Origin of the sequence: Niveibacterium umoris, from assembly GCF_014197015.1 — a bacterium.
GTDB classification, from domain to species: domain Bacteria; phylum Pseudomonadota; class Gammaproteobacteria; order Burkholderiales; family Rhodocyclaceae; genus Niveibacterium; species Niveibacterium umoris.
On record NZ_JACIET010000001.1, the window covers coordinates 2,613,673 to 2,636,371 of the forward strand.

The 22,699-nt window shown below is 66.1% G+C and carries 21 protein-coding genes; 13 read left to right on the top strand and 8 right to left on the bottom strand.

Going from position 1 to position 22,699, the window contains the following annotated elements:
• The first annotated feature begins 10 nt into the window (after positions 1–10).
• A complete protein-coding gene (locus GGR36_RS11705) occupies positions 11–1,975 on the top strand; it encodes a dynamin family protein (protein WP_183634762.1) in 1,965 nt (654 codons plus the stop codon).
• Positions 1,976–2,050: 75 nt separating this feature from the next.
• Here GGR36_RS11705 and GGR36_RS11710 read toward each other — a convergent pair whose 3' ends face one another.
• The 3 genes from GGR36_RS11710 to rsmD are packed head-to-tail and all read right to left on the bottom strand — an operon-like array spanning position 2,051 to position 3,353.
• Positions 2,051–2,305, bottom strand: coding sequence for a YfhL family 4Fe-4S dicluster ferredoxin (locus GGR36_RS11710; RefSeq protein ID WP_183634763.1), 255 nt, complete (start codon positions 2,303–2,305; stop codon positions 2,051–2,053).
• A 17-nt stretch (positions 2,306–2,322) separates the two neighbouring features.
• Complete coding sequence (gene coaD, locus GGR36_RS11715; protein WP_183634764.1) at positions 2,323–2,817, bottom strand: pantetheine-phosphate adenylyltransferase; 495 nt, start codon at positions 2,815–2,817, stop codon at positions 2,323–2,325.
• A complete protein-coding gene (gene rsmD, locus GGR36_RS11720) occupies positions 2,814–3,353 on the bottom strand; it encodes a 16S rRNA (guanine(966)-N(2))-methyltransferase RsmD (RefSeq protein ID WP_183634765.1) in 540 nt (179 codons plus the stop codon). The genes coaD and rsmD overlap by 4 nt, the downstream gene beginning before the upstream one ends.
• A gap of 167 nt (positions 3,354–3,520) precedes the next feature.
• On the opposite strand from rsmD, the gene ftsY reads away from it, so the two are divergent.
• The 3 genes from ftsY to ftsX are packed head-to-tail and all read left to right on the top strand — an operon-like array spanning position 3,521 to position 6,222.
• The gene (gene ftsY / locus GGR36_RS11725; protein WP_183634766.1) at positions 3,521–4,630 is read left to right on the top strand and encodes a signal recognition particle-docking protein FtsY; all 1,110 of its coding nucleotides are present in this window, start codon (positions 3,521–3,523) and stop codon (positions 4,628–4,630) included.
• Positions 4,631–4,651: 21 nt separating this feature from the next.
• On the top strand, positions 4,652–5,308 hold the full coding sequence (locus tag GGR36_RS11730) for an ATP-binding cassette domain-containing protein (protein ID WP_183634767.1): 657 nt from the start codon (positions 4,652–4,654) through the stop codon (positions 5,306–5,308).
• Positions 5,305–6,222, top strand: a complete 918-nt coding sequence (gene ftsX / locus GGR36_RS11735; RefSeq protein ID WP_183634768.1) for a permease-like cell division protein FtsX — start codon at positions 5,305–5,307, stop codon at positions 6,220–6,222. The genes GGR36_RS11730 and ftsX overlap by 4 nt, the downstream gene beginning before the upstream one ends.
• Before the next feature lie 118 nt (positions 6,223–6,340).
• On the opposite strand, the gene GGR36_RS11740 is transcribed toward ftsX, so the two are convergent.
• On the bottom strand, positions 6,341–7,276 hold the full coding sequence (locus GGR36_RS11740; RefSeq protein ID WP_183634769.1) for a carbohydrate kinase family protein: 936 nt from the start codon (positions 7,274–7,276) through the stop codon (positions 6,341–6,343).
• 189 nt (positions 7,277–7,465) lie between these two features.
• Here GGR36_RS11740 and GGR36_RS11745 point away from each other — a divergent pair, with 189 nt between their 5' ends.
• Together GGR36_RS11745 and GGR36_RS11750 are read left to right on the top strand one after the other, a co-directional pair.
• Complete coding sequence (locus tag GGR36_RS11745) at positions 7,466–8,227, top strand: substrate-binding periplasmic protein (protein ID WP_183634770.1); 762 nt, start codon at positions 7,466–7,468, stop codon at positions 8,225–8,227.
• A gap of 174 nt (positions 8,228–8,401) precedes the next feature.
• Positions 8,402–9,292 carry a hypothetical protein gene (locus GGR36_RS11750; RefSeq protein ID WP_207064233.1) on the top strand — a complete coding sequence of 297 codons (891 nt, stop codon included), beginning with the start codon at positions 8,402–8,404 and terminating at the stop codon, positions 9,290–9,292.
• A gap of 884 nt (positions 9,293–10,176) precedes the next feature.
• Here GGR36_RS11750 and tpx read toward each other — a convergent pair.
• The 3 genes from tpx to GGR36_RS11765 form a co-directional block, all read right to left on the bottom strand.
• Positions 10,177–10,680, bottom strand: coding sequence for a thiol peroxidase (tpx, locus tag GGR36_RS11755; RefSeq protein WP_183634772.1), 504 nt, complete (start codon positions 10,678–10,680; stop codon positions 10,177–10,179).
• Positions 10,681–10,781: 101 nt separating this feature from the next.
• Complete coding sequence (locus tag GGR36_RS11760) at positions 10,782–12,575, bottom strand: ABC transporter ATP-binding protein (RefSeq protein WP_183634773.1); 1,794 nt, start codon at positions 12,573–12,575, stop codon at positions 10,782–10,784.
• The gene (locus GGR36_RS11765) at positions 12,575–15,232 is read right to left on the bottom strand and encodes a M1 family metallopeptidase (RefSeq protein ID WP_183634774.1); all 2,658 of its coding nucleotides are present in this window, start codon (positions 15,230–15,232) and stop codon (positions 12,575–12,577) included. Before GGR36_RS11765 ends, GGR36_RS11760 begins: the two co-directional genes overlap by 1 nt.
• Positions 15,233–15,502: 270 nt before the next feature.
• Here GGR36_RS11765 and GGR36_RS11770 point away from each other — a divergent pair, with 270 nt between their 5' ends.
• Complete coding sequence (locus GGR36_RS11770) at positions 15,503–15,688, top strand: hypothetical protein (protein WP_183634775.1); 186 nt, start codon at positions 15,503–15,505, stop codon at positions 15,686–15,688.
• A gap of 19 nt (positions 15,689–15,707) precedes the next feature.
• On the opposite strand, the gene GGR36_RS11775 is transcribed toward GGR36_RS11770, so the two are convergent.
• A complete protein-coding gene (locus GGR36_RS11775) occupies positions 15,708–16,112 on the bottom strand; it encodes a hemerythrin domain-containing protein (RefSeq protein WP_183634776.1) in 405 nt (134 codons plus the stop codon).
• A gap of 282 nt (positions 16,113–16,394) precedes the next feature.
• Here GGR36_RS11775 and GGR36_RS11780 point away from each other — a divergent pair, with 282 nt between their 5' ends.
• The 6 genes from GGR36_RS11780 to GGR36_RS11805 all read left to right on the top strand — a co-directional run bounded on the left by GGR36_RS11780 (position 16,395) and on the right by GGR36_RS11805 (position 22,670).
• Positions 16,395–18,020, top strand: coding sequence for a peptide ABC transporter substrate-binding protein (locus GGR36_RS11780; RefSeq protein WP_183634777.1), 1,626 nt, complete (start codon positions 16,395–16,397; stop codon positions 18,018–18,020).
• Positions 18,021–18,029: 9 nt separating this feature from the next.
• Complete coding sequence (gene oppB / locus GGR36_RS11785; protein ID WP_183634778.1) at positions 18,030–18,956, top strand: oligopeptide ABC transporter permease OppB; 927 nt, start codon at positions 18,030–18,032, stop codon at positions 18,954–18,956.
• Positions 18,957–18,966: 10 nt separating this feature from the next.
• Entirely contained in the window at positions 18,967–19,920 is a 954-nt protein-coding gene (oppC, locus tag GGR36_RS11790) for an oligopeptide ABC transporter permease OppC (protein ID WP_183634779.1), read from the top strand.
• 1 nt (position 19,921) lies between these two features.
• Entirely contained in the window at positions 19,922–21,037 is a 1,116-nt protein-coding gene (locus tag GGR36_RS11795) for an oligopeptide/dipeptide ABC transporter ATP-binding protein (protein ID WP_183634780.1), read from the top strand.
• Positions 21,034–22,035: an oligopeptide/dipeptide ABC transporter ATP-binding protein gene (locus GGR36_RS11800; RefSeq protein WP_183634781.1), complete on the top strand. Its 1,002-nt coding sequence runs from the start codon at positions 21,034–21,036 to the stop codon at positions 22,033–22,035. The genes GGR36_RS11795 and GGR36_RS11800 overlap by 4 nt, the downstream gene beginning before the upstream one ends.
• Positions 22,036–22,442: 407 nt before the next feature.
• Positions 22,443–22,670, top strand: coding sequence for a hypothetical protein (locus tag GGR36_RS11805; RefSeq protein WP_183634782.1), 228 nt, complete (start codon positions 22,443–22,445; stop codon positions 22,668–22,670).
• Positions 22,671–22,699: the final 29 nt, after the last annotated feature.

Genomic DNA, 22,699 nt, shown 5'->3' on the forward strand with positions numbered 1-22,699 from the left:
GGGAGCGGGCATGAACCTGACTGACAGCTTTTCCGAGTTCTCCGAGTGGCGCGACAGCGTCGGCCAGTCGATTGCGCAGCTCAAGACCTGGCTCGTGCGCAACGAAGTCGGCGATGCACAGACCGATCTGCGTCTGAACTACCTGCTCGAACGGCTGCGCGACGAGAAGCTCACCGTCGCCTTCGTCGCCGAATTTTCGCGCGGTAAGTCAGAACTGATCAATGCCGTGTTCTTCGCCGACTATGGCGACCGTATCCTGCCCTCTTCGGCCGGCCGCACCACAATGTGCCCGACCGAATTGCAGTGGGAGAACGGACAGACGCCGTCGATCCGGTTGCTGCCGATCGAAACCCGCGGCCGCGGTGCGAGCGTGCAGGAATTCAAGCGCCACGCCGAGGAATGGATCACCGTGCCGATCGACGTCTCGTCGACCGAAAGCATGCAGCGCGCGATGTCGCGCGTCGGTGAAACCAAACGCGTGCCGCCGGACGAGGCCGAGCGTCTCGGCTTCGCGGTCGACCCCAGCGGCAAGAAAGGCGCCCGGATCGAGGACGACGGCAAGGTCGAAATCGCGGCATGGCGCCATGCGCTGATCCAGTTCCCGCATCCGCTGCTCAAACAAGGCCTGGTCGTCGTCGACACCCCGGGCCTCAACGCGATCGGCTCGGAACCCGAGCTGACGCTGTCACTGCTGCCCAATGCGCATGCCGTGCTGTTCATTCTTGCGGTGGATACCGGCGTCACGCAGAGCGACCTGACCGTGTGGCAGGAACACATCGTCGCCGGCAAGGCCCAGCAGCGCGGTCGCGTGGTGGTGCTGAACAAGATCGACAGCCTGTGGGACGGCCTGCGTTCGGAACAGCAGATCAACAACGAGATCCGCGGCCAGGTGAGCAGCGTCGCGCATACGCTATCGGTGCCGGAAAACCAGGTCTTCCCGGTGTCGGCGCAGAAGGCGCTGCTGGCCAAGGTCACCCGCGACCCGGATCTGCTCGATCGCAGCCGCATCGAAGCCCTGGAAAGCGCGCTCACCAGCGAACTGCTGCCGACCCGGCAGGAAATCGTGCGCGACAACGCACGCGGCGAGACAGGCGAGATCATCCGCCGCACCCGCGAGCTGCTGAACGCCCGCCTGCGCGGCGTGCAGGAACAGGTGCGCGAGCTGTCGGAACTGCGCGGCAAGAACCGCAGCGTCATCGAATACATGATGCGCAAGGTGCGCGCCGAGAAGTCGGAGTTCGAACAGGGGCTGCAGAAGTATCACGCCACACGCAGCGTGTTCACCAGCCTGTCGAACAACCTGTACGCGCACCTGGGCCTGGATGCCCTGCGTCACGAAACCCGCCGCACCCGCGAAGCGATGCTGGATGCGAGTTTCTCGCGCGGTCTGCGCGAGGCGATGGAAAGTTTCTTCGACCAGTTGCGCAGCAACCTGCGCAAGTCATCGGACGAGGTCACCGAAATCCAGCGCATGCTCGACACGATGTACAAGAAGTTCGCGATCGAGCACGGGCTCAAGCTCGCCGCTCCGACCAGCTTCTCGACCCTGCGCTATGAGAAGGAAATCGAGCGCCTGCGCGCCGCCTTCAACCAGCAGCTCAACAACGTCGGCGCGATGGTGCTGCATCGCAAGGGCACGGTTACCCAACGCTTCTTCGACACGATCGCGCTCGAAGCCCGGCGTACCTTCGAACTGGCCAACCGCGACGTCGACCAGTGGTTGCGCGCGGTGATGAGCCCGCTGGAAACGCAGGTGCGCGAATACCAGATCCAGCTCAAGCGTCGCCTCGAAAGCGTCAAGCGCATCCACGAGGCGACCGGCACGCTGGAAGAGCGGATCGCCGAACTCGACCAGGCCGAACGCGTTGTGCTGCATCAGCTTTCTGATCTGTCGCGCCTGGAACAGGGCATCGCCGGTGCGATCGGCATCACCGGCGCACTGAGCGAATCCGAGGCACCTGCCCGCGCAGCCTGATTCCGGCAAAACCGCTGCCAGCAATGGAAAGGGCGACCATCAGGTCGCCCTTTTTGCTTTCGAACCCCGCGAGACTCAGGATTTCTGAGCGGTCAGCTTGAGGAACTTGTCCATCAACTGATCCTTCGACTCAACGCGGTCCGGGTTGAGCGGAATGCAATCGACCGGGCACACCTGCTGGCACTGCGGCTCGTCGTAATGGCCGACGCACTCGGTGCACTTGTTCGGATCGATCTCGTAAATCTCGGCACCTTGCGAAATCGCGTTGTTCGGGCACTCGGGCTCGCACACGTCGCAGTTGATGCATTCGTCAGTAATCATCAAAGCCATGGATCTTTACCTCTTCCTCACCCTCTCAGGGCACTAATCTTGTCTCGCAACCGCGCCTGCACGGCCGGTTGCACGAACTGGCTCACATCGCCGCCGAGCAGCGCGATCTCGCGCACCATCGTCGCCGACAGGAACATGAATTCATCAGCCGGCGTCAGGAACACGTATTCGACATCCGGATACAGCCGGCGGTTCATGCCCGCCATCTGGAACTCGTATTCGAAGTCCGACACCGCCCGCAGGCCGCGCAGCACGATGCGCGCATCCTGCTTCTTCAGGAAATCCAGCAGCAGGCCAGAGAAGCCGTCCACCTCGACGTTGGAATAGCCCGCCAGCACTTCACGCGCAAGCGCCACACGTTCGTCCAGTTCGAAGATCGGACGCTTGCCGCGGCTATCGGCCACCGCGACGATCACGCGTTCGAACATGCGCGAAGCGCGACGCACCAAGTCTTCATGGCCGCGCGTGAGCGGATCGAACGTTCCCGGATAGACCGCTACGCGTTCTCTCATGCGTCGCCTCGTTGAAGTAGTTGATAGTGAACCTGTCCGGCCTTGCGGGCCTTGACGGCACGCAAGCCCCCCAGCGTTTCGACCGGGTGTTCTGCCTCGACGTACACAAACCCGTCGTCGGCCAGAATCCGCTCCAGCGACGGTGCCAGGCGCTCCAGCCACTGCTGGCGGAAAGGCGGGTCCAGGAAGATCAGGTCAAAGCGGCGCGGTGTCGTCTCGACCAGCCGCAAGGCATCGCCACGCTGACATACCAGGGCGTCGCCACCGAGCAGCCGCGCATTCTGCTGCAACACAGCATACGCAGCCGCATCACGCTCAACAAGCAGCACCTCGGCCGCGCCGCGCGAGGCGGCCTCGAAGCCCAACGCGCCACTGCCGGCGAAGAGGTCCAGACACTTCCAGCCATCCAGATCCTGCCCCAACCAGTTGAACAGGGTTTCGCGCACGCGGTCGGGCGTGGGCCGCAGGCCGGGCACGTCCGCGACTTGCAGCCGGCGCGAGCGCCATTGACCACCCACGATGCGCAACTGGCTCATCGGGCAACTCCGGGCACCGCGACATCAGGATGGAAAGGGGGCATCTGCTAGACTTCTGGGTCGAATTTTCCTGCCGGCGCAGCCTCTGCAGGCTACAGCGGGCGCAGCATATTAGCGGCACACGGGCGCGCGCGCCACTCGCGCACCCGGCCTCCACGGAAGCTCCCATGTTCGATTTCTTCAAGAAGAAACCCGCCGACAGCGCCACGCCGCAGCCAGTCCCGGCCGCGGCGGAGGTGCCGGTCGCCCCTCCCGCGCCGGTTCCAGATCAACCACCTAGCGCCGCTGCCGCGCCCGCGCCCGACGCGCCGGTCGATCAACGCTCGTGGGCGGTGCGCCTGCGTGACGGCCTCTCGAAGACCCGCGCGAAGCTCAACGCCGCCGTCGGTCCGACGCTCGGCGCCGATGTCGGCGACGTGATGTCCGACCTCTTCTCGCGCCGCAAGATCGACGACGAGCTGCTCGACGAGATCGAGACCACGCTGCTCACCGCCGATTGCGGCGTCGACGCGACGCAGTATCTGATCGACGAAATGCGCAAGCGCTGGAAGCGCGACAAGCTGGAAACCGGCGACCAGCTCAAGGGCGTGCTGATGGAACTGCTCGAAGGCCTGCTCACGCCACTGCAGCAGACGCTCGACATCAACGCGCACAAGCCGACCATCATCATGCTCGCCGGCGTCAATGGCTCCGGCAAGACCACCTCGATCGGCAAGCTCGCCAAACACTTCCAGGCCCAGGGCAAGAGCGTGCTGCTTGCCGCCGGCGACACCTTCCGCGCGGCGGCGCGCGAGCAGTTGCAGGAATGGGGCCGGCGCAACGATGTGACGGTGATTTCGCAGGACGGCGGCGACCCGGCCGCGGTGGTGTTCGACGCGATCAGCGCGGCGCGCGCCCGCGGCATCGACATCGTGCTCGCCGACACCGCCGGCCGCCTGCCGACCCAGCTGCACCTGATGGAAGAAATCGCCAAGGTGCGCCGCGTGATCCAGAAGGCCGACCCCACCGGCCCGCACGAAGTGCTGCTGGTGCTCGATTCGAACATCGGGCAGAACGCGCTGGCGCAACTCGCCGCCTTTGACAAGGCGGTCGGCGTCACCGGCCTGGTCGTCACCAAACTCGACGGTACCGCCAAGGGCGGCGTGCTGGCCGCGATTGCGCGCACCAACCCGAAGCCGATCCGCTACATCGGCGTGGGCGAACGCATCGACGACCTGCAACCCTTCGTGGCACGCGAATTCGTCGAAGCGCTGTTCGACGTCGCACCCACCCGCTAAGCCGCACCAGGAGAGCGCCGCGTGATCCAGTTCGACAACGTTTCGAAACGCTACCCCGGCGGCTACGAAGCGCTGATCGGCGTGAGCCTGCAGATCGAGCGCGGCGAGCTGGTCGTGCTGCGCGGCCACTCCGGCGCCGGCAAGAGCACTCTGCTGAAGCTGCTGCCGGTGCTCGAACGCCCGACCAGCGGGCGCGTGCTGGTGAACGGGCAGGACGTCAGCCGCCTGCCGCAGGGCGCGATCCCCTACCTGCGGCGCAGCCTCGGGCTGGTCACGCAAGACAGCCGTCTGCTCTACGACCGCAACGTGCTCGACAACGTGATGCTGCCGCTCATTCTGGCCGACATGCCCGAACGCGACGCCAAGGCGCGGGTGCGTGCGGCGCTCGACCGTGTCGGCCTCGCCCAGCACGAACGCTCGATGCCGATCTCGCTGTCGGGCGGCGAACAGCAGCGCGTGGCGATCGCCCGCGCCATCGTCAATCGCCCGACCATGCTGATCGCCGACGAGCCGACCGCCAACCTCGACGCCGCGTATGCGCTGGATATCGCATCGCTGTTCCGCGACTACAACGAAGCCGGCGTGACGATGATCATCGCCACCCACGATGAGCGCCTGTTCGCCGACCGCGCGCCGCGCCGCATCGAACTTTCCAAGGGAAGGCTGGTGAGCGCATGACACGCTGGATCGCCCTCCACGGCATCGCCTTTACCCGCGCCGCCAAGCGGCTGGCCCACACCCCGCTCGGCACGCTGCTGTCGATACTCGTCGTCGCGATCGCGCTGGTGCTGCCGGCGCTCGGCTATGTACTGGCCGACAGCGTCGCACGACTGGCGCAAGGCCTTTCCGGCCAGCCCGAGATCAGCCTGTTCATGGAAGTCGGCGCCGACAAAGCCAGGGTCACCGCAGTCGAGCAGGCCTTGCGCACGAACAAGGGTGTAACCGGGCTTCGCTTCGTGTCGCGCGACGAAGCGCTCAAACAACTCGCCAACGGCAGCGGCCTGGGCGACGTGACACAGGCGCTCGGCGACAACCCGTTGCCCGATGCCTTCGTCGTCACGCCACACAGCGACTCACCCGCCGAGTTCAAGCGGCTGGCGGACGATTTCCGCAAGCTGCCGGGCGTGGCCCATGTGCAGCTCGACACCGAGTGGGTGCAGCGCCTGGCCGCGCTCGTCAGCCTCGCCCGTACCGCGGTCGGCGCGCTCGCCGGCCTGCTCGGTGCGGCGCTGGTGATCGTCACCTTCAACACCATCCGCCTGCAGATCCTCACGCAGCGGCACGAGATCGGCGTCAGCCTGCTGCTCGGCGCCACCACGCAGTGGGTGCGCCGGCCCTTCCTGTGGTTCGGCATCTTGCAGGGCGCGCTCGGCGGGCTTGCCGCCTGGGGCCTGCTGCTCGGCATCCTCGCACTGATGCGCGGGCCGGCCACGCAACTGGCCGATTCCTACGGCATCCCGCTCGAACTCGGTGGCCCGGACGCGCTCGGCGTGGCCGCGCTGGTGGGTTTCGCGGCGCTGCTGGGCTGGCTCGGCGCGGCGCTGTCGGTGCGTCGGCACCTGCATGCCGCGGGCGAACGCGGCGACGGCTGAACCCGATACACCACGCGAGACGCGCCGCCGGCGCTGCGATACCGCCCGAAACGACAAAGGCCGGATCGGGAGATCCGGCCTTCGCTTTTCTGCGAGCCTGAGTGCGCGCGCAGCGGCCTCAGAAGGGCTTTGCGCCGTAGGCCTTCTCGAAACGCGCCGCGATTTCCTCGCGCGACGGCGCATAGTTCTGCGGCCCGCGCGCCTCGATCTTGAAGGCCCCCATCACGCTGGCGAGCTGGCACGCCTTTTCCAGCGACCAGCCATTGACCAGCCCGTACAGCAGGCCGCCACGGTAAGCGTCACCGCAACCGGTCGGGTCTGCGATCGCCGAAATCGGCACCACCGGCACCTGCGTCTCGCGGCCCTCGGCGTAGATCACCGACCCTTCGGCGCCGCGCGTGACGACCAGGCCCTGCACCTTGGCCGCGATCTGCGGCAGCGTCAGCCCGGTGCGCTCGCACAGCAGGTGGGCTTCGTAGTCATTCACCGTGCACCAGGTCGCCCAGTCGAGGAACTGCAGGAAGTCCTCGCCCGAGAACAGCGGCATCGCCTGGCCCGGATCGAACACGAAGGGGATGCCCGCGGTGTCGAAGTCGCGCGCATGCTGCAGCATGCCGTCGCGCCCGTCCGGCCCGACGATGCCCAGCTTCACACCCGCTGCATCCGCCACATGGTTCTGGTGCGAGAAACTCATCGCGCCGGGGTGGAAGGCAGTGATCTGGTTATCGTCCAGGTCGGTGGTGATGAAGGCCTGCGCGGTATAACTGCCGGGGATTTCGCGGATGTGCGTATCCGGAATCCCCAGATCGGCAAGGCGCTTGCGGTAGGGCGCCGCATCCTCACCGGCGGTCGCCATGATCAGCGGCGAACCGCCGAGCAACTTCAGTGCATAGCCGATGTTGCCGGCACAGCCGCCGAACTCGCGCCGCATGTCCGGCACCAGGAAGGACACGTTCAGGATGTGGATCTGGTCCGGCAGGATGTGCTTCTTGAAGTGATCCTGGAAAACCATGATCGTGTCGTAGGCGATCGACCCGCAGATGAGGACGGACATGGGAACTCCGAAATGGGCAAAGGCAGGATTCTACGTGGGGATGCAAGCCACCGGCGCACGCCCCCTTGAACCCACCGCGCGAAGCGTCCAGACTTCCTACTCAACCTCCCCACCCGCTTGCCGTCTGCCCGAACGCCTTTTGTGACTTCGCCTGTCCGACGCCGGATTGCACTGATCGGAGCGCTGCTCTTGGGGCTCACCCCCTCGCTCGTTGCCGCCGCCTGCGGGCAAACGTATCCGATCGGGATCGCGGCGCTGGGCTACGTCGCGTTTCTCAACGAGCGGGGCGAGCCCGCCGGCTACGCGGTCGATCAGATCCGCGAACTCGAACGCCGAACCGGCTGCACGTTCGAGGTCGAGATCCTGCCTGGCGAGCGCTTGCGCAGGCTGGGCCAACTCCATCAATTGGCTGCCACGCCGTTTACCGGCAAACCGCCAAACGACGATGCCGGCCGAACGTGGATCGGGCTCAGCACCAACAGCATGGATCTCGTTGTGCGCGCCGATCTCGCCCCGAGCGAAGCGGACCTCCAGAAGATCCTGAACGATCCAGGGCTCGTGGTTGGCACCGTGCGCGGGCTCAACTATGGCCCGGCGGTGCAGGCCATGCTCGATCAGTTGCCCGCCTCGCGGCGCGACGTCTCGGACGACGAATCCGCGCTGGCGCGCAAGTTCGTCGCTGGGCGGATCAACGCCACACCCGGATTCGCGCTCGTCTATCGCCGATGGCTCGACCGCGAAGGTCTGGCAGACGCGACCGTGGCGGTCCCGATCGCATCGGCCGGCCGCATCCCAGGCGGATGGACGCTGTGGCGCCCTCCGCTGACCGACGCCGACCAGCAGCGCATTACCAGCGCCCTGCGGGCGATGCGCGACGATGGCACCGAAGAGCGCCTGCTTGCGCGCTACATCGGCCGCACCCAAGCCACCCTCGCACGCTTCAGGGACTAGCGCTGCGCCGACACGCCAGCGTGAAGTAGCCTCGCGCGGCGCATCGGCGATGCGGGGACAATGTGCGCTTGCGGGGGCCGACACCGTTCTGCGCCCGCGCCGATCGCCATGCAGGTTGTGGTGCGATCGGCGACCGGCCTGATCCGGGCTGCATGCTTTTTGGAGAATCGCGCAATGCCTGCGCTGAATGTGAAAACCCGCTGGGTGCTGGGCCTGCTGGCCGTGACGGCGCTGCTCGCCAAACCCGCCTACGACTACCACCTCGCCCGCCAGGCACGGGCTGCGGCGCAGGCACGGTATGCCGCGGACAAGGCGGAGTTTCAGCGTTTGTGCCGGGATGTCGCTGGCTACAAGTTCTATCGCAAGGCCGAGAACGTTGAGGGGGTTTTGCTCCTCAAGGTTCGCCACACGGGCGACTGGCAGGATCTTATGGCGCCGGGCGCGGCCTTTGCGCTGGAGGGTACTGATGAGGAGTACATCACATCATTTTTGGAATACCGCTATCCCTCCTCCGGAGTCAACGACGAAAGCTACTTTTCGAGCACTAAACGGAAGGAAGGCGCAATCCCCGGATTCAGCTATGTCGACGTCATCGATGAGAAGACTGGCAAGCGCTATCGCCGCACCGGATCAGAAAAGGCTGTGGGCAAGAAGGATACCTCGGCGCATGAGGTCAAGCGCCGGCTCGCAGAAGACCCGAACTACGACCTGAATGTTTATCAGTGGACGCTGGATTCCGTCATCGCCCCGGACCCGCCCCCCCGCTATGCAGTGACCTTCGAAGACCATGTCATCCCGGAGGAACGGGCACGCGGCTTGGCCAGCAGCACCGTCAAAGTGATCGATACACAGACCAACGAAGTGATGGCCGAGATGCTTCGCTACGCCTGGGGCGCGCGGCAAGCGTCCTCCGCGAACCCGTATCCTTGGCTCACTGCCTACAAATGTCCAGGCGTTGGGCATGGCGCGAGTGCAGCGACGCGTCAGTTTGTCGACCGGGTCCTCGTCCCGCCAGGTGCGACTGCGCCACCGTTTCCTCCGCCTCGGCACGAGAACCGGCGGTGACGTAGGTTGGGTTGAGCGTAGCGAAGTCCAAGGTTTGGCTTGCGCGCACGTTTCGGCGGCTGGCGATTCGCTTTGTCGCTTTGCAGGCGTTCGTTGGCCGGGGTCCCGCCCCCGGCGGGCGTGTTACTTCTTTTGCTTCGTCAAAAGAAGTAACCAAGAAAAGACGACCCGGCGTTCGCGGTCAGGTGCGGAGCACCTGACTTCCCTCGCGTGCTCGCGAAGTCGGGCGGCTGCGGAACTCGGCCCTGCGGGCCTCAGACAGTCCTCGCCGTCGGCGCTGCTCGCCGATCCCCCGACCCCGCTGCGCCACTCGGCGCTCTCGACGGGACCCGAAATCAAAACCCGCCGTTGCGGGACGCCTGCAAGTCATTCGTGGCCTGGATGCCGCGAAGCTGAATCCAAGGCCATCGCCAGACGATCAACTACGCTCCCGGCGCCGAGAAAGCTCCCCCGGTTAATCGTCGACGCTTTTCAATCCCCCTCTGAAACGCCGAGCAGCGCAGCGTTGCCGGGTTCCGACGTGCGCAGCACGGCGGGGCCGAGGACTGTCCGAGCACCGAGCGCAGCGAGGGCGAGTTCCGCAGGCCCCCGGCGACGCGAGCAGCGCAGGGCACCGCGCGCCTAGCGCGCGGCGTTGAAGCGGGGGCCGTTTCTTTGGTTCCTTTCTTGTCGGCACAAGAAAGGAACCCGCCCGCCGGGGCGGGACCCGGCTTCAGCGGGAAGGCCGGCGCACACCGGCAGCTCAAATCGCAAGCCAAACCCGTCGGGCTTCGCAAAGCCCAGCGCCAACCTACAAATCCACGACACCACAAAACAAAAGAGCCCGCACTCAGCGGGCTCCTTCCACAACGCACACGGCCGTCGCAACGGCCGCAACCAAAGCCTTACTTCAAGGCCGCCAGCGCCGCCTCATAGTTCGGCTCGTTCTTGATCTCGCTGACAAGCTCGCTGTGCAGCACCTTGTTGTCGGCATCGAGCACGACCACGGCACGGGCGGTGACGCCGGCGAGCGGGCCGCTGGCGATGTCCACACCGTAGGCCTGCTTGAAGGCCTCGCCACCGCGCATCGTCGACAGCGTCATCACGTTCTTCAGGCCTTCGACTTCGCAGAAGCGCTTGGCGGCGAAGGGCAGGTCGGCGGAGATGACCAGCACGACGGTGTTGTCGAGCGACGACGCGCTCTCGTTGAACTTGCGGGTCGACACGGCGCAGGTCGGCGTGTCGAGCGAGGGCACGATGTTCAGCACCTTGCGCTTGCCGGCGAACTCGGCGAGGCCATGGTTGGCGAGGTCGGCGCCGACCAGCGCGAACTCGGCGGCGGTGCTGCCGGGGGCCGGGAAGGTGCCGGCGACATCGATCGGATTTCCGCCCAGGGTGACTGTGCTCATGGAATTGCTCCTGTCAGGGTTGAGGGTGGTGTTGCGGGCGCCATCTGTCGGGCGCCTCCGGGTCTCTGTTTGTACGCGTTTCGCGTGACAAGTTCGCGAGCCTACACCGAATCGGCGATGGGGTTGCCCCCAGCACGCTCACCCGTCTGCAGGCGCCACAGCGCGGCGTACTGGCCGCCGAGCGCGAGCAGCGCGTCGTGCGTGCCCTGCTCGACGATGCGGCCCTGCTCCATCACGTAGATGGTGTCGGCGTGCCGCACGGTGGAGAGCCGGTGCGCAATGATCAGGCTGGTGCGGTTGCGGGTGACGCGTTCGAGCGAGCGCTGGATCGCGGCCTCGGTTTCGTTGTCGACCGCGCTGGTGGCTTCGTCCAGCACCAGGATCGGCGGGTTCTTCAGAATCGCGCGGGCCAGCGCGATGCGCTGCCGCTGGCCGCCGGAGAGCTTCTGCCCGCGCTCGCCGACCTGCGTGTCGTAGCCCTGCGGCATCTGGGCGATGAACTCGTGCGCTTCGGCCGCCACCGCAGCGGCGACAATGTCATCCCGCCCGGCCGTTGGCAGGCCGTAGGCGATGTTGTCGGCGACGGTCGCATCGGCGAGGAAGCTGTCTTGCGCGACATAGCCGATCGCGCGGCGCAGGTCTTGCAGGTTTGCCTCGCCGATGGCGGTGTCGTCGAGCAGGATGCGGCCACGCTGCGGTTCGATGAAGCGCAGCAGCAGCTTGACCAGCGTGCTCTTGCCGCTGCCGGTGGTGCCGACAAAGGCGACGGTGTGGCCGGCCGGCACCGTGAGCGAGATGCCCTGCAGGGTCGGCTGTTCGCCGTAGGCGAAGTGCACCGCGTCGAAGGTCAGCGCGCCCTTCACCGAACCGGCCGGCAGGTGACGGCCCTCGTAGGGAATCGCAAGCGGCGTGTCGATCAGGTTCATGACCCGTTCGATCGAGGCCATCGAGCGCTGGTACAGATCGGTCATGTCCGCCAGCCGGGTCAGCGGCCACAGCAGGCGCTGCGTCAGGTACACCAGCACCGAGTAGCTGCCGACACCCAGCTCGCCGTTCAGCGTCAGGAAGCCACCGTAGAGCAGCGTGACCGTGAAGCCGGCGAGGATCGCCATGCGGATCACCGGCGTAATTGCGGCGGAGAGGCGGATTGCCTCGGCATTGCGCACCCGGTAGGCGTCGGAGCCTTGGCGCACATGCTCGGCCTCGTAGGCTTCCGCCGTGTAGGCCTTGATCGTGGCGATGCCGAGCAGGTTGTTCGACAGTCGTGACGCGAGCGTGCCGGCCGCCTCGCGCACACCGGCATAGCGCGGCGCAAGCCGGCCCTGGAACCAGAAGGCGCCATAAAGGATGACCGGCACCGGAATCAGCGACAGGAAGGCGAGCTTGGCGGTGAGCGCGAAGAACACCGCGCCCACCATCAGCGACGAGCAGAACACCTGGATCAGGTCGTTCGCGCCGCCGTTGAGGAAGCGCTCCATCTGGTTGATGTCGTCGCCGAGGATGGACATCAGGTTGCCGGTGCGCTGGCGCTCGAAGAAGCCCATCTCCAGGCGCTGCACATGCTGGTAGGCCTGTTGCCGCAGGTCGTGCTGCAGGTTCTGCGCGAGGGTGCGCCACTTCACGTCGTAGAGGTACTGGAACAGCGATTCGCCGACCCAGATCAGCGCGGTGACCGCAGCCAGCAGCACGAGCTGGTCCTTCGGCTCATGCACGCCGACGCGGGCGAGGAAAGAGTCCTTGCGATTGACGACTACATCGACCGCGACACCGATCAGCACTTCCGGCAGCACATCGAAGAACTTGTTGAGCACCGAGTAGAGCGAGGCGAGCCAGACGTCGCGGCGATAGCGACGGGCGTGGCCGAACAGGCGCTTGAGCGGGTGGGGTGCGGACATCAATGCGTCTCCGGCGCGGCGGCCATGTCGTGTTGCGCCGGATCGGTGGCGGGCAGGAGGTGATCCGCGAGGGCGCCGGCAAGGTGCGACCACGCTTCGGCGTTGCGAGCGGTGGCGGCGATCGCCTGTTCCAGCGAGGGCAGTTCGTCCGGCTGCAGGCGCGCACGCGCGGCGAGCGAGATTTCCTCGGCCAGCGCGGTGTCACGTGCGCCGCGCAGCGGGCTGGTGAAGATGCCGCGGCGGCCCCAGTCCGAACTGCGCGCGAACAGCGCATCGAGATTGTCGCGTGTGAACGCCCACGCCTCGCGCGGATGGCCACTTGCGGCCACCATGCCCGGTATATCGCCCTGCAGGTGGCGCGGCGCGTCGTCGGAAAGACTCAGCGCAAGCACCTGGCGCACCCGCACCGGCGAAGCGGCCAGCGCGACTGCGCGCAGATAAGGCCAGGCGAGGCTGCCATCCTGATTGGCGCGGAAGCGCGCCAGCAACGCGGCGAATTCCTCGTCGTTGCCGCGCGGCCCGAGCACGGCAAGCAGGCCGGCATAGCGATCCGGCGAAACGCTTGGCTCGGGCATCGCGAACTGCTTGCGCGCGAGCGCCAGAACCGAAGCATCACCGGCGAGCCCGCGCAGGGATTCGACATCGCTTTCGAGCGTCGCGAAGGCCGGCGCCGCACGTTCGGCCGGCGACATCGCCGCAAGGCGCTCGGCCACCGGCGCGAGCCAGGCGAGGATGCGCGCGTCCCATTGCGGCGTCAGCGCACTGCCCAGCGTCAGGTCGCGCAGTTCGCGCATGACGCTTGTCGCAACGCCCCAGGCTTGCGGCGTGTCAGTCACCGGCAGGGCATCGATCATCGCGCTGACCTGCGCGAGCGGCGTCTGCCCGGTCTGCGCCAGTGCCCAGGCATCGCCCAGCAGGCGCCCACGCTGCTCCGATTCGAGCTGCGGAAACTGCGCCAGCAGGCGCTGCTGGGTGGCGTCGTCCCACACCAGCCGCCACAGGTCGAAGGGCGAGGGCTCGATGCTGCGCAGGCTGCGGCAGGAATCCGCCTCGACCGTGACCGGCGCATCCAGCAGATCGACACGTTGCCGCGCGCTGTGCTCGCGCCCCACCAGTTGCAGCGGCACCGGCCAGCGCGCGGCCTGCCCCGCCGCGGCACCGAAACCGTAGCGCGCCTGACGCAAGGTGATGCGTTCCTTGCCCGCCTCGCAGCTGCGCTCGGCAAAGACCACCGGGTGGCCGGGGGTGCGCGTCCACGCCTCGGCGAAGGCCTTGACCGGCTTGCCGGAGCGCCGCGCGAGCGCGTCCCAAAGCTCGGCGCCGGTCGCGTTGCTATAGGCATGCTGGGCGAGGTAGTCGCGCAGGCCGTCGCGCAGCATGTCTTCGCCCAGGTATTGCTCGATCAGCCCGATCACCATGTGGCCCTTGTTGTAGGTGGTCGCGTCGAAGGAATCGAATGCCGCCCGATCGCTGGTCACCGGGCGGGCGATCGGTTTGGCGGTGATGAGCGCGTCCTCGTCCATCGCTTCTTCGCGTTCATGGATCAGCGTGGCGCGGGCGCGCCAGTCGGGGTTCAGTTGCAGCGCCGCCTTGACGCCCATCCATTCGGCAAACGCTTCGTTGAGCCAGAGGTCGTCCCACCAGGCCATCGTGACCAGATTGCCGAACCACTGGTGCGCAATCTCGTGCGCGATCGTGGTGGTGGCGTTCTGCTTCTGGCGGACGCCAGCCTTGAGGGCGTCGACGACCAGCAGTTCCTCGCCGTAGGTGATCAGGCCCCAGTTTTCCATCGCGCCACGCATGCCGGGCACGGCGATCTGGTCGAGCTTGGGCAAGGGGTAGCGGGTGCCGAAGTAGGCGTAGTAGTAGTCGAGGATCTGGTGCGTCGCCGCGAGCGCAAAGCCGGCATCGCGCGTGCGGCCTTCGGTGGTCCAGATCGCAATGTCCACGCCTTCGTGGCGATCGCGCAGCGCCTCGAACTCGCCCACCGCGATCGCGAGCAGGTAGGACGCCATCCGCGGCGTCGCTGCGAAGCGGACTTGCTTGCGTCCGTCGGCGAGCGTTTTTTCGGCCGCGACCGGCATGTTGCCGAGTACGGTGAAGCGCGCCGGGGTGTTCACCGTGACATCGAACTTCGCGCGGAAGGCCGGCTCATCGAACAGCGGCAACATGCGGCGTGCGCCGATCGGCTCCATCTGCGTCACCAGCATGCGCTTCGCGGTGCCGTCGGGCGTGCGGTAGCGCGAGACGTAGAGCCCTTCCCCGTTCTCATCCAGTTCGCCACGCCACTGCAGGCTCAGGCTATGGCGCCCCGGCACCAGTGCGCGCGGCAACTGGATCGTCACCGTCTGGGCATCGGGATCGGCGGTAAGCGGATAGCGGCCGGCCTGGCCGTCGACGTCGGAGACCTGGACATCGAGTCGGTTTGCATGAAGCGTGATGTCACGGACCGGCTTGCGGACGTCGAACTGGATCGTTTCACGGCCGCTGAAGCGCTCGGCGTAGGGATCGGCATCGATCTCGACACGGTAGCTCTGCGGCACGACCGAGCGCGACAGCGCGCCCGGCGTCTGCTCCAGCTTGAATGCCAGAGATGGGCTCGCGAGCAAGGCGAGGGCTGCGCCGCACAGGGCGGCGCGCAGGCAGTGCGCGTACATCGGACTCTCCGTCAGGCTGCATCGGCGGCTTCGCATGTGCCGCGCTTTGCCCGAGTCTAACGGGAGGCGGACCCTCGCTGCGAGCGAGCAGCGCTCCGGATCGTTCGAGGAAGAGACATCGGGTGTGGCAAGCAGGGCCGCCGGCCACGCGGACGATAAAATTCGCGACTTTGACAAATTCGCAATCTGAGACAAGCGTCCAGGACAGCAAGCCCTCGATAATCGCCGCCTGGCCCCACATCACCCCTTCTTGAGGTTTCGATGGCTCGCATGACGCCCCTTCCCTGTGCTGCGCAATGCCGGCATTTCGCGCCGGAGAGCTCGCACTGCCGCCTTCACGGCAAGGGAATCGAGGCGCCGTTCGAGCAGCGCTGCGAGCGTCACGAAGTCATGGACGAATACGCGGTGCGCAGCGACATGTCGCTGCAATTGCGCATCGACTTCGATTTGAGCTGACCCGCAGCGCGGGCGCTATTCAGATTGCGTCCGGGTCGAAAGACATGCCGGCGCCGGGTTCCAGCACTTCCCACACGATGTTTTCCTCGAAGGCCACATGCGCGCTGAGAGCAGCCGCGAACGCGCGAACGCCATCGACAGACGGCGTTTCGAGCGCAGCGGCCAGCTCACGCAGACGGTCGTGATCCTTGCGCGTGCGCTCTGCGAGGTCGGCGCGACCGATGGTTTCGAGGCGCGGCAGGACATGGCGCTCTTCCTCGTCGAAATGCGCCATCAGCTCACGCTCGAAGGTGTCGCGGATCCGTTTTGCCACCGCCGGCAGTGCACTCGGGTCGTCCGGCGTGAGCGCCCGCACCGCCAACGCAAGCTTCAGCGCCGAAGCGTGTTCGTGGGAAAGATGGATCAAGCGTGGGCTACGTGTCATGTGCGATTCGGGCCAGGCGGAATTGAAAACGCGTCCCAGGGGACGGGAAAACGGCAGATTCGCATTTAACGGCAAAGATCTGCGACAAGGCTTGAGGCGGATCAAAGCGCGCCGATCACCGCCAAGGCAGGCATCCGGCTTGCAGCAAGCCCCTCGAACGCCTAACCTTGCCCGCTTTGTCTGGTACGGCAATCCCGCACACCCGCCGGAGCCCATTGCCGCAGCGCCGCCCGACCCGGCAGCGCAATACCCGATCGCGCCGACTCAGGAGCCCCGAAAACGATGCGCATGACCCAACGGCTTGCCCTGGCTGCCTGCCTTGTTGCGGGATCAGCCAAAGCGTTCGCCGCCGAGGTGCCCGCCGGCACCCCACTGCATCCGGTTCAGGAGATCGTGCGCGGCAACGGCACCGAGCCGGCCACGCTGGACCCCAACAAATCGGAAGGCCGCCCGGAATCGAACATGGCGGTCGAGCTGTTCGAAGGCTTGGTCAGCCTGTCACCAGACGGCAAGGTGATTCCGGGGGTCGCCGAAAAGTGGGAGAGCCGCGAAGGCGGCAAGGTCTGGCTGTTCACCCTGCGCAAAGCCGCGAAGTGGTCAGACGGCAGCCCAGTGACCGCACACGACTTCGAGTACTCGTTCAAGCGCATGGTCGATCCGAAAACCGCGTCGCAATACGCCTGGTACCTCGGCAAGGCGAGCAATGTGAAGAACGGGCGGGCGATCGTCGAAGGCAAGGTGCCGCCCTCCGAACTGGGCGTAAAAGCGCTGGGCGAGCACACGCTGCAGATCACGCTGGAAAAGCCGGTGTCCTACCTGATTGCCACGCTCGCGCACGGCAGCCTGATGCCGGTGCCGCGCAAGGCCATCGAGAAGTACGGCGACAAGTGGACCGAGCCGGGCAACATGATCTCCAACGGGGCCTACAAGCTGGCCGAGCGGGTCGTCAACGAGCGCATCGTGATGTTGCGTAACCCGCACTACTGGAACAACGCGAAGACGGTGATCGACAAGGTCACCTTCCTGCCGATCAACAACCAGTCTGCCGAATACCAGCGCTACCGCGCCAACGGCATCGACATGACCGCCGACGGCGGCGTGCCGCCCGAGCAGCTCAAGCAGATCCGTCGCGACATTCCGAATGAACTGGTGACCTGGCCGCAGCTGGGCACCTATTGCTACGTCTTCAACTTCCGCAAGAAACCTTTCGACGATGTGCGGGTGCGCAAGGCGCTGTCACTGGCGCTGCAGCGCGAAGTCATCGCGCAGAAACTGGTCGGCACCGGCGAGACGCCCGCCTACAGCTTCACGCCGGAAACTGCGGAAGGCTACACGCCGATCGAGCACGACTGGCAACGCTGGACCCAGGCCCAGCGCGAAGAAGAAGCCCGCCGCCTGCTCGCCGAGGCGGGCTACACCAAGGCGCGCCCGCTGCGTTTCGAACTGCTCTACAACACCAACGAAGGCCACAAGAAGATCGCGCTGGCCGCGGCCTGGATGTGGCGTCGCATCGGGCCGGTGGAAGTGGTGCTGGTGAACCAGGAATGGAAGACCTTCCTTGACTCGCGCAACCGCGGGCAGTTCGAAGTCTCGCGCTATGCCTGGATCGCCGACTACAACGAGCCCTCGACCATGCTCGACCTGTTCCACTCACAGCACGGCAACAACGACGGCAAGTACAACAACCCGCAGTACGACGCGATCATGGACCGCGCCAAGAGTGCGCTGGACGCCGCCGAGCGCACCCGGCTGTATCAGGACGCGGAGCGCATCCTTGCGCAGGACTTCCCGACCGCCAACGTCTACCACTACAGCAACCGCCACCTGATCAAGCCCTGGGTCAAGGGCTACGGCCACAACCCCGAAGGCCGCATCCTCACGCGCGACCTTTACATCGTTGCGCACTGAACACCGCTCATGCTCAAGTTCATCCTCCGCCGTCTGTTGCTAGAAGCGCTGCCGACCCTGCTGGTGCTGGTCACGGTGACCTTCTTCCTGATCCGCCTCGCGCCGGGCGGGCCGTTTTCGTCCGAAGCGAACATGCCGCCCGAAGTGGTTGCTGCCGTGGCGGCGAAGTACCGCCTCGACCAACCTGCCTGGCAGCAGTACCTGGGCTACCTCACCGACCTGGCGCGCGGGGATTTCGGCCCCTCGTTCAAGTACAAGGATTTCACCGTCAATGATCTGGTGTGGGCCGCGGCGCCGGTGAGCTTCCGGCTCGGCCTGATGGCCTTCATCGTCGCGGTGATCGTGGGCATCGCAGCCGGCGTCACCGCCGCCTTGCGGCAGAACAGCTGGGTCGATTACGCGGTGATGGGCGTCGCGATGATCGGCGTGGTGCTGCCGAACTTCGTGCTCGCGCCGGTGCTGGCGCTGGTCTTCGCAATCGGCCTCAAGTGGCTACCCGCCGGCGGTTGGGAAGGTGGCACGCTGATCTACGTGGTGCTGCCGGTAGCGGTGCTGTGCCAGCACTACATCTCGGTTATCGCCCGCATCACCCGCGGCAGCATGATCGAAGTACTCGGCAGCCCCTTCATCCGCACGGCGCGCGCCAAAGGCCTGCCGGCGGGCTACATCCTGCGCCGCCATGCGCTCAAACCCGCGCTGCTACCGGTGATCTCCTACCTCGGGCCGGCCTTCGTCGGCATCATCACCGGCTCGGTCGTGGTCGAGACCTTCTTCGGCATCCCCGGCATCGGGCAGCTCTTCGTTAACGGCGCTTTGAACCGGGACTACCCGATGGTGCTCGGGCTGACGATCCTGATCGGCACGCTGACGATCTTCTTCAACGCGGTGGTCGACATCCTGTACGGCTTCATCGACCCGCGCATCCGCATCCACTGAAGGGCCGACGATGCATTCGCCTTCCCACGCGCCGTCGGCGCCCACACTGGTCGAACGCCTCGCGCGCCCGCTGCCGCCGCTGCCCGGGCTCGATGACACCCTGTCGCAGAGCATCCGCGGTCGCAGCCTGTGGGCCGATGCCCGCCGGCGCTTCCTGCGCAACCGCGCAGCGCTCGCGAGCCTGGTGATCCTCACCGTGATCGTGCTGCTGTGTGCCTTTGGCGCCCTGCCGTCGCCGCACGCCTTTGACGAGCCGGATTTCGACAACATGCACGTCGCCCCCGCCACCGACACCGCACACTGGTTCGGCACCGACAACCTGGGGCGCGACCTGTATGTCCGCACGCTGCTCGGCGGCCGCATCTCGCTGATGGTGGGTGCGCTCGGCGCGCTCGTGGCGGTGCTGATCGGCACGCTCTACGGCGCCACCGCAGGTTTCCTGGGCGGCAAGACCGACAGCGTGATGATGCGCTTCCTCGAGATCCTCGCCAGCTTCCCGGTGATGTTTCTGGTGATCCTGCTGATGACCTTCTTCGGCCGCGAGCTGTGGCTGATCTTCCTCGCGATCGGCGCGGTCAGCTGGCTGGACATGGCGCGCATCGTGCGCGGCCAGACCCTGTCGCTCAAGCGCAAGGAATTCGTCGAGGCGGCGCGGGTCTGCGGCGTGTCGCGCTGGGGCATCATCACCCGGCACATCGTGCCCAACGTGCTGGGCATCGTAGCGGTGTACGCCACGCTGCTGGTGCCCTCGATGATCCTGTTCGAGAGCTTCCTCTCGTACCTCGGGCTCGGCGTGCAGGAGCCGATGACCTCATGGGGCGCACTGCTCGAACAGGGCGCCAAGTCGATCGAGGCCGCGCCCTGGGAGCTTGGATTCCCGGCCGCCTTCCTCGTCACCACGCTGTTCTGCTTCAACTTCATTGGCGACGGCCTGCGCGACGCGCTGGATCCGAAGGACCGCTGATATGGACCACCCCCACGCTCCGTCCCGTTCGCTGCCCCCCGAGGGGGCGCTCGGCGGCTTCGGGCGGCCGCGCGCCGCCGGTGCCCTGCTCGACGTCCGCAACCTGAACGTCCGCTTCGCCACGCCAGAAGGCGAGGTCGCCGCGGTTAATGACCTCTCGTTCTCGCTGCAGGAGGGCGAGTCGCTGGGGATCGTCGGCGAGTCCGGCTCCGGCAAAAGCCAGACTGCGTTTGCGCTGATGGGCCTGCTCGCGAGAAACGGGTGCGCCACCGGTGAAGTGCTCTACGGTGGCGCCAATCTGCTCGCGCTCTCGGAAGCCGAGCTGAACACCCGCCGCGGGGCCGAGATCGCAATGATCTACCAGGACCCGATGACCGCATTGAACCCCTACCTGACAGTCGGCGACCAACTCACCGAGGTACTGCGCTTCCACAAGGGGCTGGACCGCAAGGCCGCATTGGCGGAATCGGCGCGCATGCTGGATGCGGTGAAGATTGCAGAGTCGAAGAAGCGTCTGACCATGTACCCGCACGAGTTCTCTGGCGGCATGCGCCAGCGGGTCGTGATCGCGATGGCGCTGCTGTGCCGGCCGAAACTGCTGATCGCGGATGAACCGACCACCGCGCTCGACGTCACGGTGCAGGCGCAGATCCTGCGGCTGCTTCAGGATCTGCGGCGCGACTTCCGCACTGCAGTGATCATGATCACGCACGATCTGGGCGTGGTTGCCGGGGTCTGCGACCAGGTGCTGGTGATGTACGCCGGCCGCGTGATGGAACAGGGCCCGGCGGAAGCGCTGTTCGCGCATCCCAGTCACCCCTACACGATGGGTCTGCTGCATGCGGTACCGCGCATGGATCACCCACACGGCAGTGACCGTCTCGCGACCATCCCCGGCAACCCGCCCAACCTGCTTGCGCTGCCGCCCGGTTGCCCGTTTGCGCCACGCTGTGTTGAACGCGACACCGCCTGCCTCGCCCCTGCCCCCCTCACCGCCTTTGGTGAGGGCCGTCGTCGTGCCTGTCATCGGCCACTCGAACAGCTTCGCTACACCGATGCCACCGCAGCACCCGCAGCCGATAGCGCGCAAGCCAACGATCGGAGGATCGCACCGTGAGCGCGCCCCTGCTTGAAGTTCACGACCTGCAAGTCCAATTCCAAGTCGGGCGAGAGGGCTTGCTGCCTTGGTCAGCACCGCGGCTGCTGCGGGCGGTCAACGGCGTGAGCTTTACCCTGAACGCCGGGGAGACACTGGGCATCGTCGGTGAGTCCGGCTGCGGCAAGAGTTCGCTCGCACGGGCACTGATCGGCCTTAACCCGATCGCAGGCGGCAGCGTGAAGCTGGCCGGGCGCGAGCTCGCTGGGTTGCCCGAAGCCGACTGGCAGCCGCTGCGCGCCGACCTGCAGATGATCTTTCAGGACCCGCTGTCTTCGCTGAACCCGCGCATGACCATCGGCGACATCATCGGCGAGCCCCTGCGCACGCTGCGCCCGGGCATCGGTGCGCAGGCGGTGAAGGCCGAAGTGGAGCGCGTGATGACGCGCGTCGGCCTGCAACCCAACGTGATCAATCGCTACCCGCATGAATTCTCGGGCGGTCAGTGCCAGCGCGTCGGCATCGCGCGTGCGCTGATCGTCAAGCCGAAGCTGATCATCTGCGACGAACCGGTGTCGGCGCTGGATGTGTCGATCCAAGCCCAGGTCATCAACCTGCTGATGGATCTGCAGCAGGAAGACGGCCTCGCACTGGTCTTCATCGCCCACGACCTGGCGGTGGTGCGCCACATCTCAGACCGCGTGCTGGTGATGTACCTCGGCCGCGCGATGGAGATGGCCGATGCCGACGCGCTGTTCCGCGCCCCGGCCCATCCCTATACCCGCGCTCTGCTCTCCGCCGTACCGATCCCGGACCCGGCACGCGAGCGCAGCAAGGCAGTGCAGATCCTCGAGGGCGACCTGCCAAGCCCGATTGCGCCGCCCTCTGGCTGCGTGTTCCGCACCCGATGTCGGCACGCCGAGGCGAGCTGCCATGTCACGGTGCCACCACTGGACCCGCTCATCGACCCGACCCATCGCGTCGCCTGCCTGCGCATCGAACAGGCGCAAATCGCCTGAAACGAGACACCCGACCCCAGTCGCAGCAATTCCGATCAACTTTGCGCGGCCATCATGATTGACCGGCGCGCCGGCATGGTGCGGCGCGGTCATTTCAGCGCAGACGCCCCCCAATCCTTTTGCTGTCGCGGCTGCGATTCGGTCCGATCAACGCCAGATCGATGACAGCTTTGCCTCACACCGCGGACGCCCCCGACAAACCGCATGGCAATTCCTGAAAGCTCTTTTGCTGCAGAGCAAAAACGCGAGCGTCATTTTTGTAGCGTTTTGTCATTTTGAGGGCTTAGAATCGCCAAACATCATCAAGACGCTTGAATGCTATGGGCGAACAATCCGCATCAGAGACAAAACCCGATGGCGCTCACGACGCGCAATCGGCCAACAACAAGCGAGAGCAGAGCAAAGCCATGCAAACCCAATCACTGGAAGTTGGACACCGCGTCCGCATTGGTCATCTGGAAGCCAACGCAGCACGCCAGGCTTTCTTCAACGGCCGCACCGGCACGCTGGTACGCAAGAACCGCCTCGGCGGCAACGCCCGCGAAGCGATGTGGTACGTCCGCGTCGACCCGGACGAAGCCTGTGCCACGCTGGAAGCCCTGTTCTACGCCTCGGAACTCGAGCCGGTCGCCTGATCGATCCGATTGTGGAAAATCCCCTTTTG